Annotated in this window: 2 protein-coding genes; both read right to left on the reverse strand. The window is 74.6% G+C overall.

Going from position 1 to position 18,303, the window contains the following annotated elements:
* Positions 1-123 precede the first annotated feature (123 nt).
* On the reverse strand, positions 124-10,470 hold the full coding sequence (locus tag CP973_RS37915; protein ID WP_150249137.1) for a non-ribosomal peptide synthetase: 10,347 nt from the start codon (positions 10,468-10,470) through the stop codon (positions 124-126).
* On the reverse strand, positions 10,467-18,302 hold the full coding sequence (locus CP973_RS37920) for a non-ribosomal peptide synthetase (RefSeq protein ID WP_150249141.1): 7,836 nt from the start codon (positions 18,300-18,302) through the stop codon (positions 10,467-10,469). The genes CP973_RS37915 and CP973_RS37920 overlap by 4 nt, the downstream gene beginning before the upstream one ends.
* Between the last annotated feature and the right edge of the window lies 1 nt (position 18,303).

Consider the following 18,303-nt stretch of genomic DNA (forward strand, 5'->3'; position numbering starts at 1 on the left):
CTTTCGTTATCGGTCGTCCGGATCGGTCGTCCGGCGCCGGAGGGCTCCCCCGCTGTGGCCAGGGGAACGGAGCGGTGGTCCGGCCGGCGCCCGAGCGGGCGCCGGCCGGGACGGGGGCCGCGGCTACTTGCCCCGCGCGGCGTCCAGGGCCCGCAGTCGCTCGGAGAGCACCGCGCCGACCGCGCGCAGTCCCCCGCCCTCCAGCAGGCCGTCGTGCGTGGCGGGGACGAGGTGGCTGACGACCTCGCCGTCCGTGAGGGGCTGCCACGCCGCGGGCATCGCGCCGTGGTCCGGGCGTCCGACGGTCGTGGTGAACAGCAGCAGGTCGCCCTTGTACACCCGCGGCTCGTACCGGCTGGTGTTCCCGACCGCGGCGGTCATCGCGTCCAGCAGCCGGGAGAGCTGCTCCTCGGTCAGGTCACCGGGCAGTCCGGGCCGGAGCGAGTCGATCACCTCCGTGCGCATCCGGGCCGGGTCCCCGGTCCCGCCGCCGTCGCCGCACAGATCCGCGTGGAAGCGGGCGAGGGCCTCGGCGGCGGTGAGCGGTACGGGTGCGGCGTCCCCGCCCGGGTAGGCGTCGAGAACGGCCACCAGCTCCACCTCTTCGCCCCGCTCCTGGAGACGGGTGGCGAGCGCCTGGGCGATGTTGCCGCCCAGCGAGTACCCCAGCAGCCGGTACGGGCCGACGGGCTGCACCTGCTGGATGCGGGTGACGTACTCCTCGATCATCTGCGCGAAGTCGCGCGGGAGTTCGCCCGTGCCGTCCAGCCCCGGGCTCTGGAGACCGTAGAGCGGGCAGTCGGGGCCCAACTCCTTGAGCAGGCCGGTGTAGCACCAGCTCAGCGGCACGGTGGGCGGCGCGCAGAACAGCGGCGTACGGTCGCCGGTGGTGCGCAGCGGCAGCAGTACGTCCAGCCCGTTCCCCGCAGCGGCGGCGCTGCCCGGTCCGCTGCCGTCGCGCCCGGTGTCCAGCCTCCCGGCGATGGCGGCGACGCTGGGGGCCGCGAACAGGTCGCGGACGCGGAAGTCCACGCCGTACGCGGCGCGCACCCGCCCGACGAACCGCGCGGCGAGCAGCGAGTGCCCGCCCAGGTCGAAGAAGTTGTCGTCGATGCCGACCCGCTCCACTCCGAGGACCTCCGCGAAGAGCGCGCACAGCGCCTCCTCCCGGGCGGTGCGCGGGCCCCGCCCGCCCTCGGCGCCGGTGACCCGTGGCGCGGGCAGCGCCGCCCGGTCCAGCTTGGCGTTGGGGGTCAGCGGCAGGGCGTCGAGGACGACGAAGGCGGACGGCAGCATGTACTCCGGAAGCGCTCCGGCGGCCCACTCCCGCAGCTCGGCGATGTCCAGGATGCCCGCGCCGGCCTCGGGGGCTCCCGCGCGGTCCGTCCCCGCCTGGTCCGGCACAACGTAGGCGGTGATCCGCTTGTCCCCGGGGCGGTCCTCCCGCACGATGACCGCGGCCCGGCCCACGGCCGGGTGTTCGAGCAGGACGTTCTCGATCTCGCCCAGCTCGATGCGGAAGCCCCGCACCTTCACCTGCCCGTCGACGCGGCCGACGAACTCCAGCTGGCCGTCGTGCCTGCGCCGCACGAGGTCACCGGTGCGGTACATCCGCTCCCCGGTGCCGCTGTACGGATCGGCGACGAACCGGCCGGCGGTCAGGGCCGGCCGGCCCAGGTACCCGCGGGCCAGTCCCCGGCCGGCGATGTACAGCTCGCCGGTCACGCCCGCCGGGACGGGCCGCAGCAGGTCGTCCAGGACGTACAGCCGGGTGTTGAAGACCGGCCGGCCGATGGGCGTGCGGCCCGGGCCCTGGTGCGGGCCGCAGAGCGCGTAGCAGCTGTCCACGGTCGCCTCGGTGGGCCCGTACGCGTTGACCATCCGCTGCCCCCGCGACCAGTACGCGATGACATCGGGCGGGCACGCCTCCGCGCCGACCATGAGCGAGACGAGGCGTGGCAGCTCCCGGCGCGGCATGGCCGTCAGCAGCGCCGGGGGCACATGGGCGTGGGTGATGCCCCGGCCGGCCAGGAAGTCGGCCAGCTCCTCCCCGGCCGGCTGCTCGGCCGGCATGACCAGGCAGGCGCCGGCCAGCAGGCCCATGGACAGCTCCGCCACGGAGACGTCGAAACTCGGCGACACCAGCTGGGAGACCCGGCAGCCCGGCCCGGCGCCCAGCCGTTCGGTCTGGTGCGCCGACAGGTTGGCCAGCCCCCGGTGGGCGACGACGACGCCCTTGGGGCGGCCGGTGGAGCCGGAGGTGTAGATCACGTACGCGGGGTGGTCCGGCAGCAGCCCGGTGGTGCGGTCGGCGTCCGTCGGGTCGTGGTCGGCGCCGGGCGCGAGGTTTGCCACCCGGAGCACCGGCACGCCGGTCCCGGGCAGTCCGCCGGCCGCTCCGTCGCAGGTCAGGACCAGGGCGGGCCGGGTGTCGGCCAGCATGTGCGCGATGCGGTCGGCGGGGTAGTCCGGGTCGACGGGCAGGTAGGCGGCGCCCGCCTTGAGGACCGCGAGGATCGCGACGACCAGGTCGACGGAGCGCGGCAGCACGAGCGCCACGGTCCGCTCCGGCCCGGCGCCGCGCCCGATCAGGTGATGCGCCAGCCGGTTCGCCCGCGCGTTCAGCTCCGCGTACGACAGCGTGACGTCCTCGAACTCCAGCGCCGGGGCCGCGGGGTCCCGGGCCACCTGGGCCTGGAACAGCTCCGGGAAGGTCGCCGCCGGAACGTCGTACGCGGTGTCGTTCCAGCCGGTGAGCAGCCGCTCGCGCTCCTCGGCGCCGAGCACGTCCAGCTCCCCGATGGGCCGGGCCGCGTCCGCCACGACCGCGCGCAGCAGCCGCTCCAGCCGCTCGGCGAACGCCCGCGCGGTCTCCCGCTCGAAGAGGTCCGTCGCGAACTCCACGACGCCGCGCAGCCCGTCGGGCCTCCCGTCGTCCCCCACGCGCTCGGCGAAGTTGAACGCCAGGTCGACCTTGGCCACGCCCATGCCGTCGGGCAGGTGCTCGACCGTCAGCCCGGGCATCTCCAGCTCGGCCCCGGTCGTCTCCTCCAGGCCCACCGCCACCTGGAACAGGGGGTGGCGGGCCAGGGTGCGGAGCGGGTTGACGATCTCCACGAGCCGTTCGAAGGGCACGTCCTGGTGCGCGTAGGCGGCCAGGTCCGCCTCCCGTACCCGCGCCAGCAGTTCGGCGAACGTCGGGTCGCCTGAGGTGTCGGTGCGCAGCACGAGCGTGTTGACGAAGAACCCGACGAGGTCGTCGAGGGCTTCGTCGGCCCGGCCCGCGGTGGCGGTGCCGAGGGGGATGTCGGTGCCGGCGCCGTGGTGGGTGAGCAGGGTCGCCACCGCGGCCTGGAGCACCATGAAGACGCTCGCCCGGTGCTCGCGCGCCAGCCGTGCGATGTCCTGGTGCAGCGCGGTGTCCCACGCGAACTCCACCGTGCCGCCCTGGTGGCCGGCGACGGCGGGCCGGGGCCGGTCGGTGGGCAGTTCGAGCTGGTCGGGCAGCCCGGACAGGGTGTCCTTCCAGTACGCGACCTGCCCGGCGAGCACGGACCGGGGGTCGTGCTCGTCACCGAGGACGTCACGCTGCCACAGCGTGTAGTCCGCGTACTGCACCGGCAGCGGCGCCCACGCGGGTGCCCGGCCCGCGCGACGCGCCCCGTACGCCGTCGACAGGTCGCGGGCCAGCGGGCCCACCGAAGCCCCGTCACCGGCGATGTGGTGGATCAGCAGCAGCAGTGTGTGCTCCTGCGGGCCCGTCTCGAACAGCCATGCCCGGAGGGGGATCTCGCGCGTCAGGTCGAAGGCGTACCGGACCGCCTCGGTGACGGCCGACTCCAGCTCGTCCGGGGCGGGCCGGACACACTCGACGGTGGGCCACCCCGCCGCACCCTGCCGGATGAGCTGGTACGGGGTGCCTTCCGCATGCGGGAAGACGGTGCGCAGGCTCTCGTGCCGTCCGGTGAGGTCGGCCAGCGCCGCGCGCAGCGCCGGTACGTCGAGCGTGCCGGTGAGCCGCAGCAGCAGGGGCACGTTGTAGGTGGGGCTGGGGCCCTCCAGCTGGTGCAGGAACCACAGGCGGCGCTGGGCGAACGACAGCGGTATCCGCTCCGGCCGGTCCATCGGGGCGGGCCCGGAGTTGCCCTGCGGGGTGTCGGCCTGCCGGGCGGCCACCCCCGCGACCGTGGGGGCCTCGAACAGGTCCCGGACGGACAGCTCGATGTCGAAGGCGGTGCGGATGCGGCTGATCAGCCGCATGGCGAGCAGGGAGTGTCCGCCGAGGTCGAAGAAGTTGTCGTCGATGCCGACGCGTTCGACGCCGAGGACCTCCGCGAAGATGTCGCACAGCACCTCTTCCTGCGCGGTCCGCGGCCCCCTGCCGTCCGGCGCCGCGGCGGCCTCGGGGGCCGGGAGCGCGGCGTGGTCGAGCTTCCCGTTCGGGGTGAGCGGCAGCGTGTCCAGCACGACGAACGCGGACGGCAGCATGTATCCGGGCAGCGCCTCCTCGGCGTGGGCCCGCAGCTGGGCGGTGTCCACCGTCCGGTGCCCGTCCGCGGGGGTGACATAGGCGGTGATCCGCTTGTCGCCCGGCCGGTCCTCGCGGACGATGACGGCGCTCGGGCCGACCGAGGGGTGGGCGGCGACCACGGCCTCGATCTCCCCGAGTTCGATGCGGTAGCCGCGGACCTTGACCTGGTTGTCGACGCGGCTGACGAACTCCAGCTGCCCGTCGGCGCGCCACTTGGCGAGGTCGCCGGTGCGGTACATCCGCGCGCCGGAGGGCGCGAAGGGGTCGGCCACGAACCGGCCGGCGGTCTGGCCGGGGCGGTTCAGGTAGCCGCGGGCGAGGAGTCCGCCGGCTATGTAGAGCTCGCCGGTCACCCCGGCGGGCACCGGCCGCAGCCGGGCGTCCAGGACGTACATCCGGGTGTTCCAGATGGGCCGGCCGATGGTGACGACGCCGGAGGGGGCTTCGGCTCCGGGCGCGATCCGGAATTCCGTGCAGCCGACGGTGGTTTCGGTCGGCCCGTACTCGTTGATGACGGTGACACCGGGGTGCCGCTGCCGCCATTCGTCCAGGATCTCGCCGAGGAGCGACTCGCCGCCCAGGACCAGCTGGCCGGTGGGGGAGAACCGCTCGGGCAGGGCCAGCAGCAGGCCCAGGTGGGAAGGGGTCGCCTTGACGAACGTGGGCCGCTCGGGCAGTTCGTCGGCCGACTCCTCGGTCAGCTCGACGAGCTGGACGCAGCCGCCCGCCGTCAGCGGCCCGAACAGGCCGGTCACGGTCAGGTCGAAGGACACCGGCGAGTGCACCAGCGCCCGGCCGCCGACCGCCCCGTAGGCGCTGCGGGCCCACGCCAGGTAGAGGTTCAGCGACCGGTGTTCGACGACCACGCCCTTGGGGCGGCCCGTCGAGCCCGAGGTGTAGATCACGAACGCGGGGTTCGTGACGCCCGCCGGGAGCAGGCGGTCCGCGTCCACCGGGTCGCGGTCCGGCAGCCCGGCCGACGTTCCGGCCGTCCCCGGCACGTCCAGTACGGGTATGTCCGTCCGCGGCAGCGTCCGCGCGGTCGCCGCGTCGCTCAGGACGAGCACGGGCCGGGCGTCGCCGAGCATGTACGTGATGCGGTCGGCGGGGTAGTCCGGGTCGACGGGCAGGTAGGCGGCGCCCGTCTTGAGGACCGCGAGGATCGCGACGACCAGGTCGACGGAGCGCGGCAGCGCGAGCGCGACGATCCGCTCCGGCCCGACACCGCGGCCGATCAGGTGATGCGCCAGCCGGTTCGCCCGCGCGTTCAGCTCCGCGTACGACAGCTGTTCCCGGTCGTGTACGACGGCCACGGCGTCCGGCGTCCGTGCCACCTGGGCCTGGAACAGCTCCGGCAGCTTCGCGGCCGGGACGTGGTGTGCGGTGTCGTTCCAGCCGGTGAGCAGTTGTGCGCGTTCCTCGGCGGCGAGCACCTCCAGCTCGCCGATCGGCCGGGCCGCGTCCGCCGCCACGGCCCGCAGCAGCCGCTCCAGCCGCTCGGCGATCCGCCGCGCGGTGTCCGGTTCGAAGAGGTCCGCCGCGAACTCCACCGAACCGCGCAGCCCGGCCGGCGTCCCGTCGCCGGTCAGCCGTTCCTCGACGGTGAAGGACAGGTCGAACTTCGCCGCCACCGCGGACAGGATGTGGTCCCGGACCTCGGCCCCCGGCAGGTCGGCCTCGATCTCCTCGCTGTTCTGGAAGGTAAGGATGACCTGGAACAGGGGGTGGTGGGAGAGCGAGCGGGTGGGGTTGAGGATCTCCACGAGCCGTTCGAAGGGCACGTCCTGGTGCGCGTAGGCGGCAAGGTCCGTCTCCCGTACCCGCTCCAGCAGTTCGGCGAAGGACGGGTCGCCGGACGTGTCGGTGCGCAGCACGAGCGTGTTGACGAAGAACCCGACCAGGTCCTCCAGAGCGTCGTCCGTACGCCCGGCGATCGGCGAACCGATGGGGATGTCGGTGCCCGCGCCCAGCCGGGTCAGCAGCGCGGCGATGCCCGCCTGCACCACCATGAACAGGCTCGCCTGGTGCTCCCGGGCCAGCCGCACCAGGCCGGTGTGCAGGTCCGCGTCCCACTGGAAGGCGACACTGGCGCCCTGGTGGCCGGCGACGGCGGGCCGGGGCCGGTCGGTGGGCAGTTCGAGCTGGTCGGGCAGCCCGGACAGGGTGTCCTTCCAGTACGCGATCTGCCCGGCGAGCACCGACCCCGGGTCGTTCTCGTCGCCCAGGACCTCCCGCTGCCACAGCGTGTAATCCGCGTACTGCACCGGCAGCGGCGCCCACGCGGGCGCCCGGCCCGCGCAACGCGCCCGGTACGCCGTCGACAGGTCCCGCAGCAGGGGTCCGGCCGACGCTCCGTCGCTGGCGATGTGGTGGGCCACCAGCAGCAGGAGGTGGTCGTCCTCGGCCAGCGTGAACACATGGGCCCGCAGGGGCGCCTCCCCCGTCAGATCGAAGGGCCGGGCCAGCGCCTCCCGCACCGCCGCGTCCAGACGGTCCGCGCCGACATCGGCGGTTTCCAGCGCCGGGCGGGCCGCGGCGCCCTCCAGCACCTGCTGGTACGGCGTGCCGTGGGCCTCGGGGAAGACGGTGCGCAGACTCTCGTGGCGCTCCGCCAGGTCGGCGAGCGCGGCACGCAGCGCCGTGACGTCGAGCGCTCCGGTCAGCCGCAGCGCCACCGGCACGTTGTAGGTCGCGCTGGGCCCCTCGAACTGGTGCAGGAACCACAGGCGGCGCTGGGCGAACGACAGCGGCACCCGCCCGGGCCGCCCGGCCGCCCGGGTCAGCGCGGGCCGCGCCCCCGCCACCCCGTCCAGCCGTGCCGCCAGCCGCGCCACCGTCGGCGCCTCGAACAGGTCCCGCACCGCCGGCTCCACCCCCAGTACGGCGCGGACCCGGCTGATCAGCCGCATCGCCAGCAGGGAGTGCCCGCCCAGGTCGAAGAAGCCGTCGTCGATGCCCACCCGCGGTACGCCCAGCACGCTTTCGAAGAGCCGGCACAGGATCTCCTCGCGCGGATCGCGCGGCCGCCGTGACCCGGCGGCCGCGCCGATCTCCGGGGCGGGCAGCGCGCGGCGGTCCAGTTTGGCGTTGGCCGTCAGCGGCAGCGCGTCCAGCACGACGAACGCGGACGGCACCGCGTAGCCGGGCAGCACGTCGGCGGCCCGTGCGCGTACCGACGCCACGTCCGGCCCCTCCTCGCCGGCGGGCACGAGGTAGGCGACCAGCCGCCGGTCACCGGGCCGGTCCTCGCGGACCACGACCGCGGCCCGGCCCACCCTCGGGTCACCGGCCAGGACCGACTCGACCTCGCCCGGTTCGATCCGCTGGCCGCGGATCTTCACCTGGTCGTCGGCCCGCTCCAGGTACTCCAGCAGGCCGTCCGCCCGTCGGCGCACGACGTCGCCCGTGCGGTACAGCCGCTCGCCGGCCGCGCCGTAGGGGTGGGCGACGAACCGCTGCGCGGTCAGGCCGGGGCGCTTCAGGTAGCCGCGGGCCAGCTGGTCACCCGCGACGTACAGCTCGCCGGCGACCCCCACCGGCACCGGGCGCAGCGCGGCGTCCAGCACGTACAGCCGGGTGTTCCACACCGGCCGTCCGATGGGCACCGTCCCGGTGTCGGCCGCCGGGTCGAAGTCGTGCGCCGTCACCTGGACCGTGGTCTCGGTCGGGCCGTACAGGTTGTGCACCCGCACGCCCCAGGCCGCGACCGCTGCCGCGGCCTGCCCGGCCCCGATCGGTTCGCCGCCGACGAAGACGTGCTCCAGCGGCAGTGCCGCGTCCACCGGCACGCGGAGCAGTTCGGCGAGCAGCGAAGGGACGAACTGGGCCACCGTGATGCCGTGCCGCGCGATGAAGGCCACCAGGCGCTCCGGGTCCCGCACCACGTCGTCCGGTGCCACGCACAGGCCGGCGCCGGTGATCAGCGGAAGCCAGATCTCCCAGACCGACGCGTCGAAACTCACCGCCGTCCGGAACAGCACCCGGTCCCGCGGCTTCAGCGGATACGTGGAGGCCATCCAGGCCAGGTGCCCGCAGACACCGGCGTGGGTGGTGAGGACGCCCTTGGGCCGGCCGGTGGACCCGGAGGTGTAGAGGGCGTACGCCGGGTGCGACGGCAGCAGGGGGGCGACGCGGTCGGCGTCGGACGGATCGGTGGCCGGCTGCGCGGCCAGCGCCGCGCGGGTGCCGGGAGAGTCCAGGACGAGGTGCGGGACGGCCGTCCCGGCCACCGCGCCGGCCGTCCCGGCGGCGGTGATCACCGTGCTGGGGGCGGCGTCGGCGAGGGTGGACGCGATCCGCTCCCGCGGCTGGCCGGGGTCCAGCGGGAGGTGGGCCGCGCCGCTCTTGCACACGCCGAGCAGCGCCACCAGCAGGTCGGCCGAGCGCGGCAGCGCCAGTGCCACCAGCTGCTCGGGCCCCACACCCTGGCCGATCAGCAGATGGGCCAGCCGGTTGGCCCGCTCGTTGAGTTCCGCGTACGTCCAGCCGCCCCCGTCGGCCACCACCGCCGTGGCCTGCGGTGTCCGGGCGGCCTGTGCCTCGAACAGTGCGGCCAGGTGGGTTCCGGGCAGCGGATGGGCGGTGTCGTTCCAGGTGCCGAGGGCCTGCTCGCGTTCGGCGGCGCTGATCAGCTCGACCCGGTTCAGCGGGATGTCCGGCGTGTCGAGCACCGAGGTGAGCAGCGCCCGCACCCGGCCGAGGAGGGCGGTCGCGCGCTCCCGGTCCATCACGTCGGCGCGGTGGTCCAGGCGCAGCGCGAGCCGGTCGCCCGCCAGCTCGCCCACCAGGTTGAGGGCGTAGTGCGTGGCGTCCCGCCCGTCCACCTCGGTCAGGCGCAGCCCGGCCGCGACGTCCTCGTCCTCGGCGGTGCCCAGCGGGTAGTTCTCCAGCAGCGCGGCGGTGTCGAAGAGGTCGCCGACGTCGGCCAGCTGCTGGATGCGGCCCAGACCCAGGTACTGGTGGGGCAGCAGGGCGCTCTGCTCCTCCTGGAGCCGTACGAGGTTGTCCAGCAGCGACCGCCGCTGGTCCAGCCGCACCCGGACGGGCACGGTGTTGACGAACAGCCCGACCATCGACTCCGAGCCGGGCAGGTCGGCCGGCCGGGTGGACACGGTCGTGCCGAACACCACGTCGTCCCGCCCGGTCAGCTGGGCGAGCGCGACCGCCCACACACCGTTCAGCAGGGTGCTCATCGTCAGCCGCCGCTCGCGCACCGCCGCGGTCAGCCGCGCGGTGTCCTCCCGCGACAGCTCCAGCGCCACCCGGCCCGGCACCTCGGGTGTCCGGTCGGTGGCCGCCACCAGCGTCGGCTCCTCCAGCCCCGCCAGCGCCCGCTGCCAGGCGGCCTCCGCCGCCGCCCGGTCCTGCCGGCCCAGCCAGGCCAGGTAGTCGCGGTACGGGGTGACCCGGGGCATCCCCGCAGCGCTGCCCCCCTGTCCGTACAGCGTGAACAGTTCGCTCAGGACAAGCGGCGTCGACCAGCCGTCGAGGAGGATGTGATGGCAGGTCAGCGCCAGGCAGAAGCGGCGGTCGGAGAGCCGGTACAGGGTCAGCCGCAGCAGCGGCGGCCGGGCCAGGTCGAACCGCTCGGCCCGGTCGGCGGCCAGCAGCCGTTCCAGCTCGGCGTCCTGCATGTCCGGCCCGTCCGCGTACCCGGTCAGGTCGTGTTCCCGCCACGGCAGCGGCACCGTGCGGTGGATCACCTGGATCGGCTGCCCGTTCTTGCGGGGGCGGAATCCGGCCCGCAGGTTGGCGTGCCGGGCCAGCAGCGTGCCGGCGGAGGCGCGCAGCGTGGCGGCATCGGCCTCGCCCTCGATCCGCAGGACGAGCTGCACGTTGTAGATGTCGGGTGCCTGCCCGTCGTACAGCGCGTGGAACAGGAGTCCTTCTTGCAGCGGCGCGAGCGGCAGGACGTCCTCAAGGGCGGACGGAGTCTTCACAGCATGTCCAATTCGGCTTCGAGGTCATTGATTTCGTCCTGGCTCAGCGATTCCAGGGACAGGTCGGAGGGGGTGAGGCCGCCGGCGTCCAGGTCCTCGCAGTGGGTCACCAGCGCGGTCAGAGCCGCGAGCCAGCTCTCGGCGAACGCCCGGACGTCCTGCTCGGCCAGCAGGTCCCGCGGCCATTCCCACGTGGCCGACAGCCGTGGTCCGTCGGGCAGGTCCTCGGTCACCGCGTTGATCACCAGTGGGTGACCGGCCGGCATCCGCGGGTCGGCGCCGGGCGGGGTCGGTGCTTCCGCGACGACACCCCAGTCGTCGGTGGCACCGCCCGCCGCGGCCGTGAGGCGGCCCAGGTAGTTGAAGCCGATCTGCGCGCCGGGCAGCCTGGACAGCTCGGCCGCGGTCCCGGGGTTGAGGTGGCGCAGCAGGCCGAAGCCGACGCCGTGGTCGGGGACGGCGCGCAGCTGCTCCTTGATCCGCTTGACCACCTGGCCCGCCGCCGGGCCGCCGGCCCACACCTCGGCCCGGTCGAACGGCCCCGGGTCGAGCCGCACCGGATACAGGCTGGTGAACCAGCCGACGGTGCGGCTCAGGTCCGCACCGGGCACGATCTCCTCCCGGCCGTGCCCCTCCAGGTCGATCAGCACCTGGCTGCCGGTCTCGCCCCGGCCCCGGCGCCGGTCGACGACGGCCAGTGCCAGCGCGGCCAGCAGGATGTCGTCGACCCGGGCGTGGAAGGCTTCCGGCACCGCGGTCAGCAGCGCCGTCGTGGCCGGTGCGGGCAGGGTGACGGTCAGCGACCGGGTGGTGCTTCCCACATCCCGGGTACGGTCCAGCGGCCGGCTGCCCAGCAGCGGTTCCTCGGTGCCCAGCAGGGCGGTCCACGACGGCAGTTCGGCCATCCGCTCGGGACGGTGCGCGGCCGCCGGCAGCTGCCGCGCCCACTGCCGCAGGGAGGTCCCCGCGCGCTCCGGTGACGGCTGCTCGCCCGCTGCCACGGCCCGCCAGGCGGCGGCCAGGTCCGGCAGCAGGATCCGCCACGACACCCCGTCCACCACCAGGTGGTGCAGCATCAACAGCAGCCGGCCGGGTACGGCGGGCCCGGCGTCGAACCACACGGCCTGCACCATGGCCCCCTCGCGCGGCCGCAGCCGGGCCCGGGCCCGTTCGCCCTCGTCCGCCATCAGGTCGTCCAGTGCCGCGCCGCGCAGCCCTTCGGCGGCCACCCGCCGCACACAGTCCCCGGCCGCCACCGTGCCGTGGGGCAGCACCTCGGGCTCCCATTCCGGCAGCCCCGCGCCGTCGTCCGCCGGCCGCTCCGTGAGGCGCATCCGCAGGGCGTCGTGGTGGTCGAGCAGCGCCTGCACCACGTCGATGAGCTGCTGCCGGGCCAGACCCGCCGGGGTCTGGAGCACCATCGACTGGTGGAAGCCGTCCATCGGCGCGTCGAGTTCCCGCAGCCAGTGCATGATCGGTGTCGGCGGCAGGGTGCCGACCGCGTCCCGCGGGTCCTCGGCGGCCGCCGACGGCGCTTCGGCGGCGAGCGCCGCCAGCGCCTCGGCGGTCTGGTGCCGCACGATCTCCCGCGCCGTGAGCACGATGCCCTCCTGCCGCGCCCGGGAGATCACCTGGATGGACAGGATGCTGTCCCCGCCCAGCGAGAAGAAGCTGTCGTCGACACCGACCCGGTCCAGGCGCAGTACCTCGGCGAAGATCCGGCAGAGCGTCTCCTCGCGCGCGGTGCGCGGCGCCTTGGTGCCCGCCGCCGCCGCGAAGTCCGGTGCGGGCAGGGCCCGGACGTCCAGCTTGGCGTGGGTGGTCAGCGGCAGCGCGGCCAGTTCGAGGAACGCGGCGGGCAGCATGTAGTCGGGCAGCTGCCCGGCCAGGTGCGCCCGCAGCGCGCCGGCGTCCAGCGCGGCGTCCCCGGCCGTGACGACATAGGCGACGATGCGCTTGTCGCCGGGCCGGTCCTCACGGACGACGACCGCGGTCTCCGCCACGGCGGGGTGCCCCGCCAGGACGTTCTCGATCTCGCCCAGCTCGATGCGGAATCCGCGGACCTTGACCTGGTGGTCGACGCGCCCGGCGAACTCCAGCTGCCCGTCGGCCCGCCAGGTGGCGAGGTCACCGGTGCGGTACATCCGCGATCCGGGCGCGCCGAACGGGTTGGCGACGAAGCGCGCGGCGGTCATCCCGGGGCGGTGCAGGTAGCCGCGGGCCAGCTGGACGCCCGCGAGATACAGCTCGCCGGGCACCCCGGCCGGCACCGGGCACAGCGCGTCGTCGAGGACGTACACCTGGACGTTGCGCACCGGGCGGCCGATCGGCGGGGCGACCGGCTCGGACAGTGGCGGGCTCGACGTCACCCAGACCGTCGACTCGGTCGGACCGTAGCCGTTGAACATCCGGCGTCCCCCGGCCCAGCGGGCGACGACCTCACCGGTGAAGGCGTCTCCGCCGACCGTCAGCGACCGCAGCTCCGGCAGCGGTGTGGCCGGCACGCTCGCCAGCGCGGCCGGTGCCAGCACCGCGTGGTTGATACGGAGTCCGGCCAGCCGCTGGGCCAGCACCTCACCGGCGAGCGGTCCGGCCGGGGGGATCACCAGGCAGGCGCCGGACAGCAGCGCCAGCCACAGTTCGAGTACGGACGCGTCGAAGCTGGGCGACGAGAACTGCGCCACCCGGCTGCCCGGTTCGACACCGCAGCGCTCGATCTTGTCCGCCGCGAAGCTCGCCATACCGGTGTGCGCCACGACGACGCCCTTGGGGCGGCCGGTGGAGCCGGAGGTGTAGATGACGTACGCGGGGTGTCCCAGCAGCAGCGGCCCGGTGCGGTCGGCGTCGGTCGGATCGGTTCCGGGCCGGTGGGCCCAGGCGCCGGCGTTGCCGGGCACGGGCAGCGCGGCCAGGCCCGGTACGGGTGTCGCGGCGGCACCGGCCGTGGTGAGGACGAGGGCCGGGCCGGCGTCGCGCAGCATGTGGTCGATGCGGTCGGCGGGGTACTCCGGGTCGACGGGCAGGTAGGCGGCGCCGGCCTTGAGGACCGCGAGCAGGGCGACGACCAGGTCCAGGGAGCGGGGCAGCAGCAGTGCCACGGTCCGCTCGGGGCCCACGCCCCGGCCGATCAGCTCATGCGCCAGCCGGTTCGCCCGGATGTTCAGCTCCGCGTACGTCAGGACGCTGCCCTCGTGCTCGGCCGCCGGGGCGTGCGGGGTGCGCTCGACCTGCGCCTGGAAGAGGTCCGGGAGGGTGGCCGGCGCCACCTCGTGCGCGGTGTCGTTCCACTCCGCCAGCAGCCGATGCCGCTCGGCCGGGGACAGCACGTCCAGCCGGGACACCGGCAGCGAGGCGTCCGCCACGACGGCACGCAGCAGCCGCTCCAGCCGCTGGGCCAGCGCCTCGGCCGTCTCCCGGTCGAAGAGGGCGGTCGCGAACTCCACGGTTCCCGTCATCCCCGCCGGAGCCCGCTCGGCGGAGTACAGCTCCTCCATGTTGAACGTCAGGTCGACCTTGGCGGCGCCGGTCTCGACGTCTTCCAGGACGGCCCGCAGCCCGGGCAGGGCGAGCTGGGCGTCCTCGGTGTTCTGGAGGACCAGCAGCACCTGGAAGAGCGGGTGGTGCGCCATCGAGCGGGCCGGGTTGACGGCTTCCACGAGCCGTTCGAAGGGCACGTCCTGGTGCGCGTAAGCCGCCAGGTCCGTCTCCCGCACCCGCTCCAGGAGTTCGGCGAAGGACGGGTCGCCGGACGTGTCGGTACGCAGCACCAGCGTGTTGACGAAGAACCCGACCAGGTCCTCCAGAGCGTCATCCGTACGCCCGGCGATCGGCGAACCGATGGGGATGTCGGTCCCCGCACCCAGCCGGGTCAGCAGCGCCGCGAGCGCCGCCTGCACCACCATGAACACACTGCACTGGTGCGTACGGGCCAGCCGGGTCACACCGGCGTGCAGGTCCGCGTCCCAGGTGAAGGCGACCTGGTCGCCCCGGTAACCGGCGACGGCGGGCCGCGGGCGGTCGGTGGGCAGCGCCAGCTCCTCCGGAGCACCGGCCAGGGCCGTGCGCCAGTGGTCGATCTGGGCCCGGATCACGCTGTCCGGGTCGTCCTCGTCGCCCAGGACGGCCTGCTGCCACAGCGTGTAGTCCGCGTACTGCACCGGCAGCGGCGGGAAAGCGGGCGCGGAGCCGGCCAGGCGCGCGGTGTAGGCGACGCTCAGGTCACGGGCGAGCGGCGCCAGCGAGGCGCCGTCGGCGGCGATGTGATGCGCCAGGATCAGCAGCGCGTGCTCTTCGGGTGCCGTGGTGAACACCCAGGCCCGCAGCGGGATCTCCCGGGCCAGGTCGAAGGTGTGCCGGGCGGCCGCGGCGATCAGCTCCGGGGCCTGCCCGGCGGCGGTCTGCACGGCCTCGACGACGGGCCGTGCCGCGGCGCCCTCCAGCACCAGCTGGTACGGCTTGCCGTCGACGTCCGGGAAGACCGTGCGCAGGCTCTCGTGCCGTTCCGTCAGGTCCGCCAGCGCCGCCCGCAGCGCCGGGACGTCCAGCTCCCCGGTCAGCCGCAGCAGCATCGGCACGTTGTACGTGGTGCTCGGCCCCTCCAGCTTGTCGAGGAACCACAGCCGCCGCTGCGCGAAGGACAGCGGTGTCCGCGCGGGCCGCACCGCGGGCTCCAGCGCCGCCCGGGCGCCCGCCGCGCCGTCCAGCCGCCCGGCCAGGCCGGCGGCCGTCGGGGCCTCGAACAGGTCCCGGACCGCCAGCTCCACCCCGAAGGCGGCACGGACCCGGCCGGTCAGCCGTGTCGCGAGCAGCGAATGCCCGCCCAGCTCGAAGAAGTCGTCGTCGAGCCCGGCCCGCTCGATGCCGAGGACCTCCGCGAAGATGCCGCACAGGATCTCCTCGCGTGCGGTACGCGGCTCCCGGCCGCCGGTGCCCGGCGCGCCGTCGGGGGCCGGCAGCGCCGCCCGGTCGACCTTGCCGTTCGGGGTCAGCGGGAGGGCGTCGAGCACGACGAAGGCGGTGGGCAGCATGTACTCCGGCAGCAGGGTGGCCGCATGGCGCCGCAGCCCGGCCGGCGACGGTGCCGCGCCGCCGTGGGCCGGCACCACGTAGGCCACGATGCGCCGGTCGCCCGGCCGGTCCTCCCGGACCAGCGCCGTGGCCTGCCCGACGGCGGGGTGCCCGGCGAGGGCGGACTCGATCTCGCCCAGTTCGATGCGGAAGCCACGGACCTTGACCTGGTGGTCGACGCGGCCGACGAATTCCAGCTGCCCGTCGGCGCGCCACCGTACGAGGTCGCCGGTGCGGTACATCCGCGTGCCGGTGCCGCCGAACGGGTTCGCCACGAAGCGCCCCGCCGTCACCCCGGGTCGCCCGCGGTAGCCGCGTGCCACGCCCCGCCCGGCGAGGTACAACTCGCCCGGGACGCCCGGCGGTACCGGCCGCAGCCGCGCGTCCAGCACGTACGCCCGGGTGTTGCCGATCGGCCGGCCGATGGGGGCCGCGCCCTCCCCGGTGACGTCCGCGAGGGTCGACCAGATGGTCGTCTCCGTCGGGCCGTAGAGGTTCGTCACACCCGCGGCGTGCGCGGCCAGGGCGCGCGCCAGCGGGGTGGGCAGCGCCTCGCCGCCGACCAGGACCCGCAGCCCGTGCAGCGCTTCGGGGAACTGGTCCGCCAGGCCCTGCCACAGGGAGGGGGTGGCCTGCATCAGCGTGGCGCCGGAGGAGGTCAGCAGCGCGGCCAGGCGCGGGGTGTCGCGCACCTCCTCGGACGTGGCGAGGTGGACGGACGCGCCGCAGATCAGCGGCAGGTACATCTCCAGTCCCGCGATGTCGAACGCGATGGTGGTGACGGCGAGCAGCCGGTCCGACGGTCGCGGAGCGAACACCTCCCGCATCGCGCCCAGGAAGTTGACCAGGTTCCCGACCGAGACGACGACGCCCTTGGGGCGGCCGGTCGACCCGGAGGTGTAGATCGCGTAGGCCGGGCTGTCCGGCGTCGTGCCGACCGGCTGCTCGGGCCCGGTGAGGCGGCCGTCCGGCAGGGCCGCCAGCGCAGCCGTGGTGTCCGGCGCGTCGAGCACCACCTGCACGGCCCCCGTGCCGGGGAGCCGCGGTGCGAGGGCAGCGGTGGTGAGCACGCAGACCGGGGCCGCGTCGGTGAATACGTGGGCGAGGCGGTCGGCGGGGTGATCGGGGTCGACGGGCAGGTAGGCGGCGCCGGTCTTGGCGACGGCCAGCAGCGCGACGGGAAGGTCGACGGACCGGGGCAGGGCGAGCGCCACATAGCTCTCCGGGCCGACGCCGTGGGTGCGCAGCAGGCGCGCCAGCCGGTTGGCGCGGGCGTCGAGCGCCGCATAGCTCAGGCACACGTCCCCGCAGCGCACCGCGTCGGCGCCGGGTGTCCGGTCGGCCTGGGCCTCGAACAGCTCCCGCAGGCTCGCCGCCGGCACCTCGCGGTCCGTGGCGTTCCACGTGACGAGCTGCCGGTGGCGCTCTTCCTCCGAGAGCACCGGCAGCTCCCCGACCGTCCGCGACGGGTCGGCGAGTGCCGCTCGCAGCAGCCGTTCCAGCCGCCGCGCCATCAGCTCGACGCTGCCCTTGTCGAACAGCTCCGTGGCGAACTCCACCTCGACGGCGATCCCCCCGGGTTCACCCGCGGGATCCAGCTTCTCCTCCAGGTCGAAGGAGAGGTCGAATTTGGCGACCCCGGTGTCGACGCCGTCCAGCTCGGCCCGCAGTCCCGGGAACTCCGGCACGGCCTTGGCGTTGTTCTGGAGGAGCAGCATCACCTGGAAGAGCGGGTGGTGCGCCATCGAGCGGGCCGGGTTGACGGCTTCCACGAGCCGTTCGAAGGGCACGTCCTGGTGCGCGTAAGCCGCAAGGTCCGTCTCCCGCACCCGCTCCAGCAATTCGGCGAAGGACGGGTCGCCGGACGTGTCGGTACGCAGCACCAGCGTGTTGACGAAGAACCCGACCAGGTCCTCCAGAGCGTCATCCGTACGCCCGGCGATCGGCGAACCGATGGGAATGTCGGTCCCCGCGCCCAGCCGGGTCAGCAGCGCCGCGAGCGCCGCCTGCACCACCATGAACACACTGCATCCCTGCCGGCGCGCCACACGCACCAGATCACGGTGCAGCCCGGCGTCCCAGGACAGCGCGACATGGTCGCCCCGGTAACCGGCCACCGCCGGCCGCGGCCGGTCGGTGGGCAGCTCCAGCTGGTCGGGCAGCCCGGACAGGGTGTCCTGCCAGAAGGCGACCTGCTCGCTGATCAGGCTGTCCGGGTCGTCCTCGTCGCCGAGGACCTCCCGCTGCCACAGCGTGTAATCGGCGTACTGCACCGGCAGGTCGTCCCACCGCGGTGCCGCGCCCGTACGACGGGCGGCGTACGCCACGGACAGGTCCCCGGTCAGCGGGGCGAGCGAACCGCCGTCGGCCGCGATGTGATGCGCCGTCAGCAGCAGGAGGTGGGAGTCCGGTGCCGTCTCGAACAGCCACGCCCGCACCGGGATGTCCCGCGTCAGGTCGAAGGCGTACGAGGCGGCCTCCCGCAGCAGCGCGGGCAGCCGCTCCTCGTCGGTGCGGACCGTCTCGAACACCGGACGGGCCCCGTCGGCCGCGAGCACCTCCTGGTGGGGGTTGCCGTCGACGTCCGGGAAGACGGTCCGCAGGCTCTCGTGCCGCTCCACCACGTCCTGGAGCGCGCCCCGCAGGGCCGCGACGTCCAGGTCGCCGGTCAGCCGCAGCAGCATCGGCAGGTTGTAGGTCGCGCTCGGTCCCTCGAACTGCTGGAGGAACCACAGCCGGCGTTGGGCGAATGACAGCGGAATCATG

This window comes from Streptomyces albofaciens JCM 4342, from assembly GCF_008634025.1.
In the GTDB taxonomy this organism is placed as follows: Bacteria; Actinomycetota; Actinomycetes; order Streptomycetales; family Streptomycetaceae; genus Streptomyces; species Streptomyces albofaciens.

Bases quoted from the DNA above. Each gene is read 5' to 3' on its own strand.
- CP973_RS37920 (WP_150249141.1), bottom strand. From the start codon at position 18,302: ATGATTCCGCTGTCATTCGCCCAACGCCGGCTGTGGTTCCTCCAGCAG.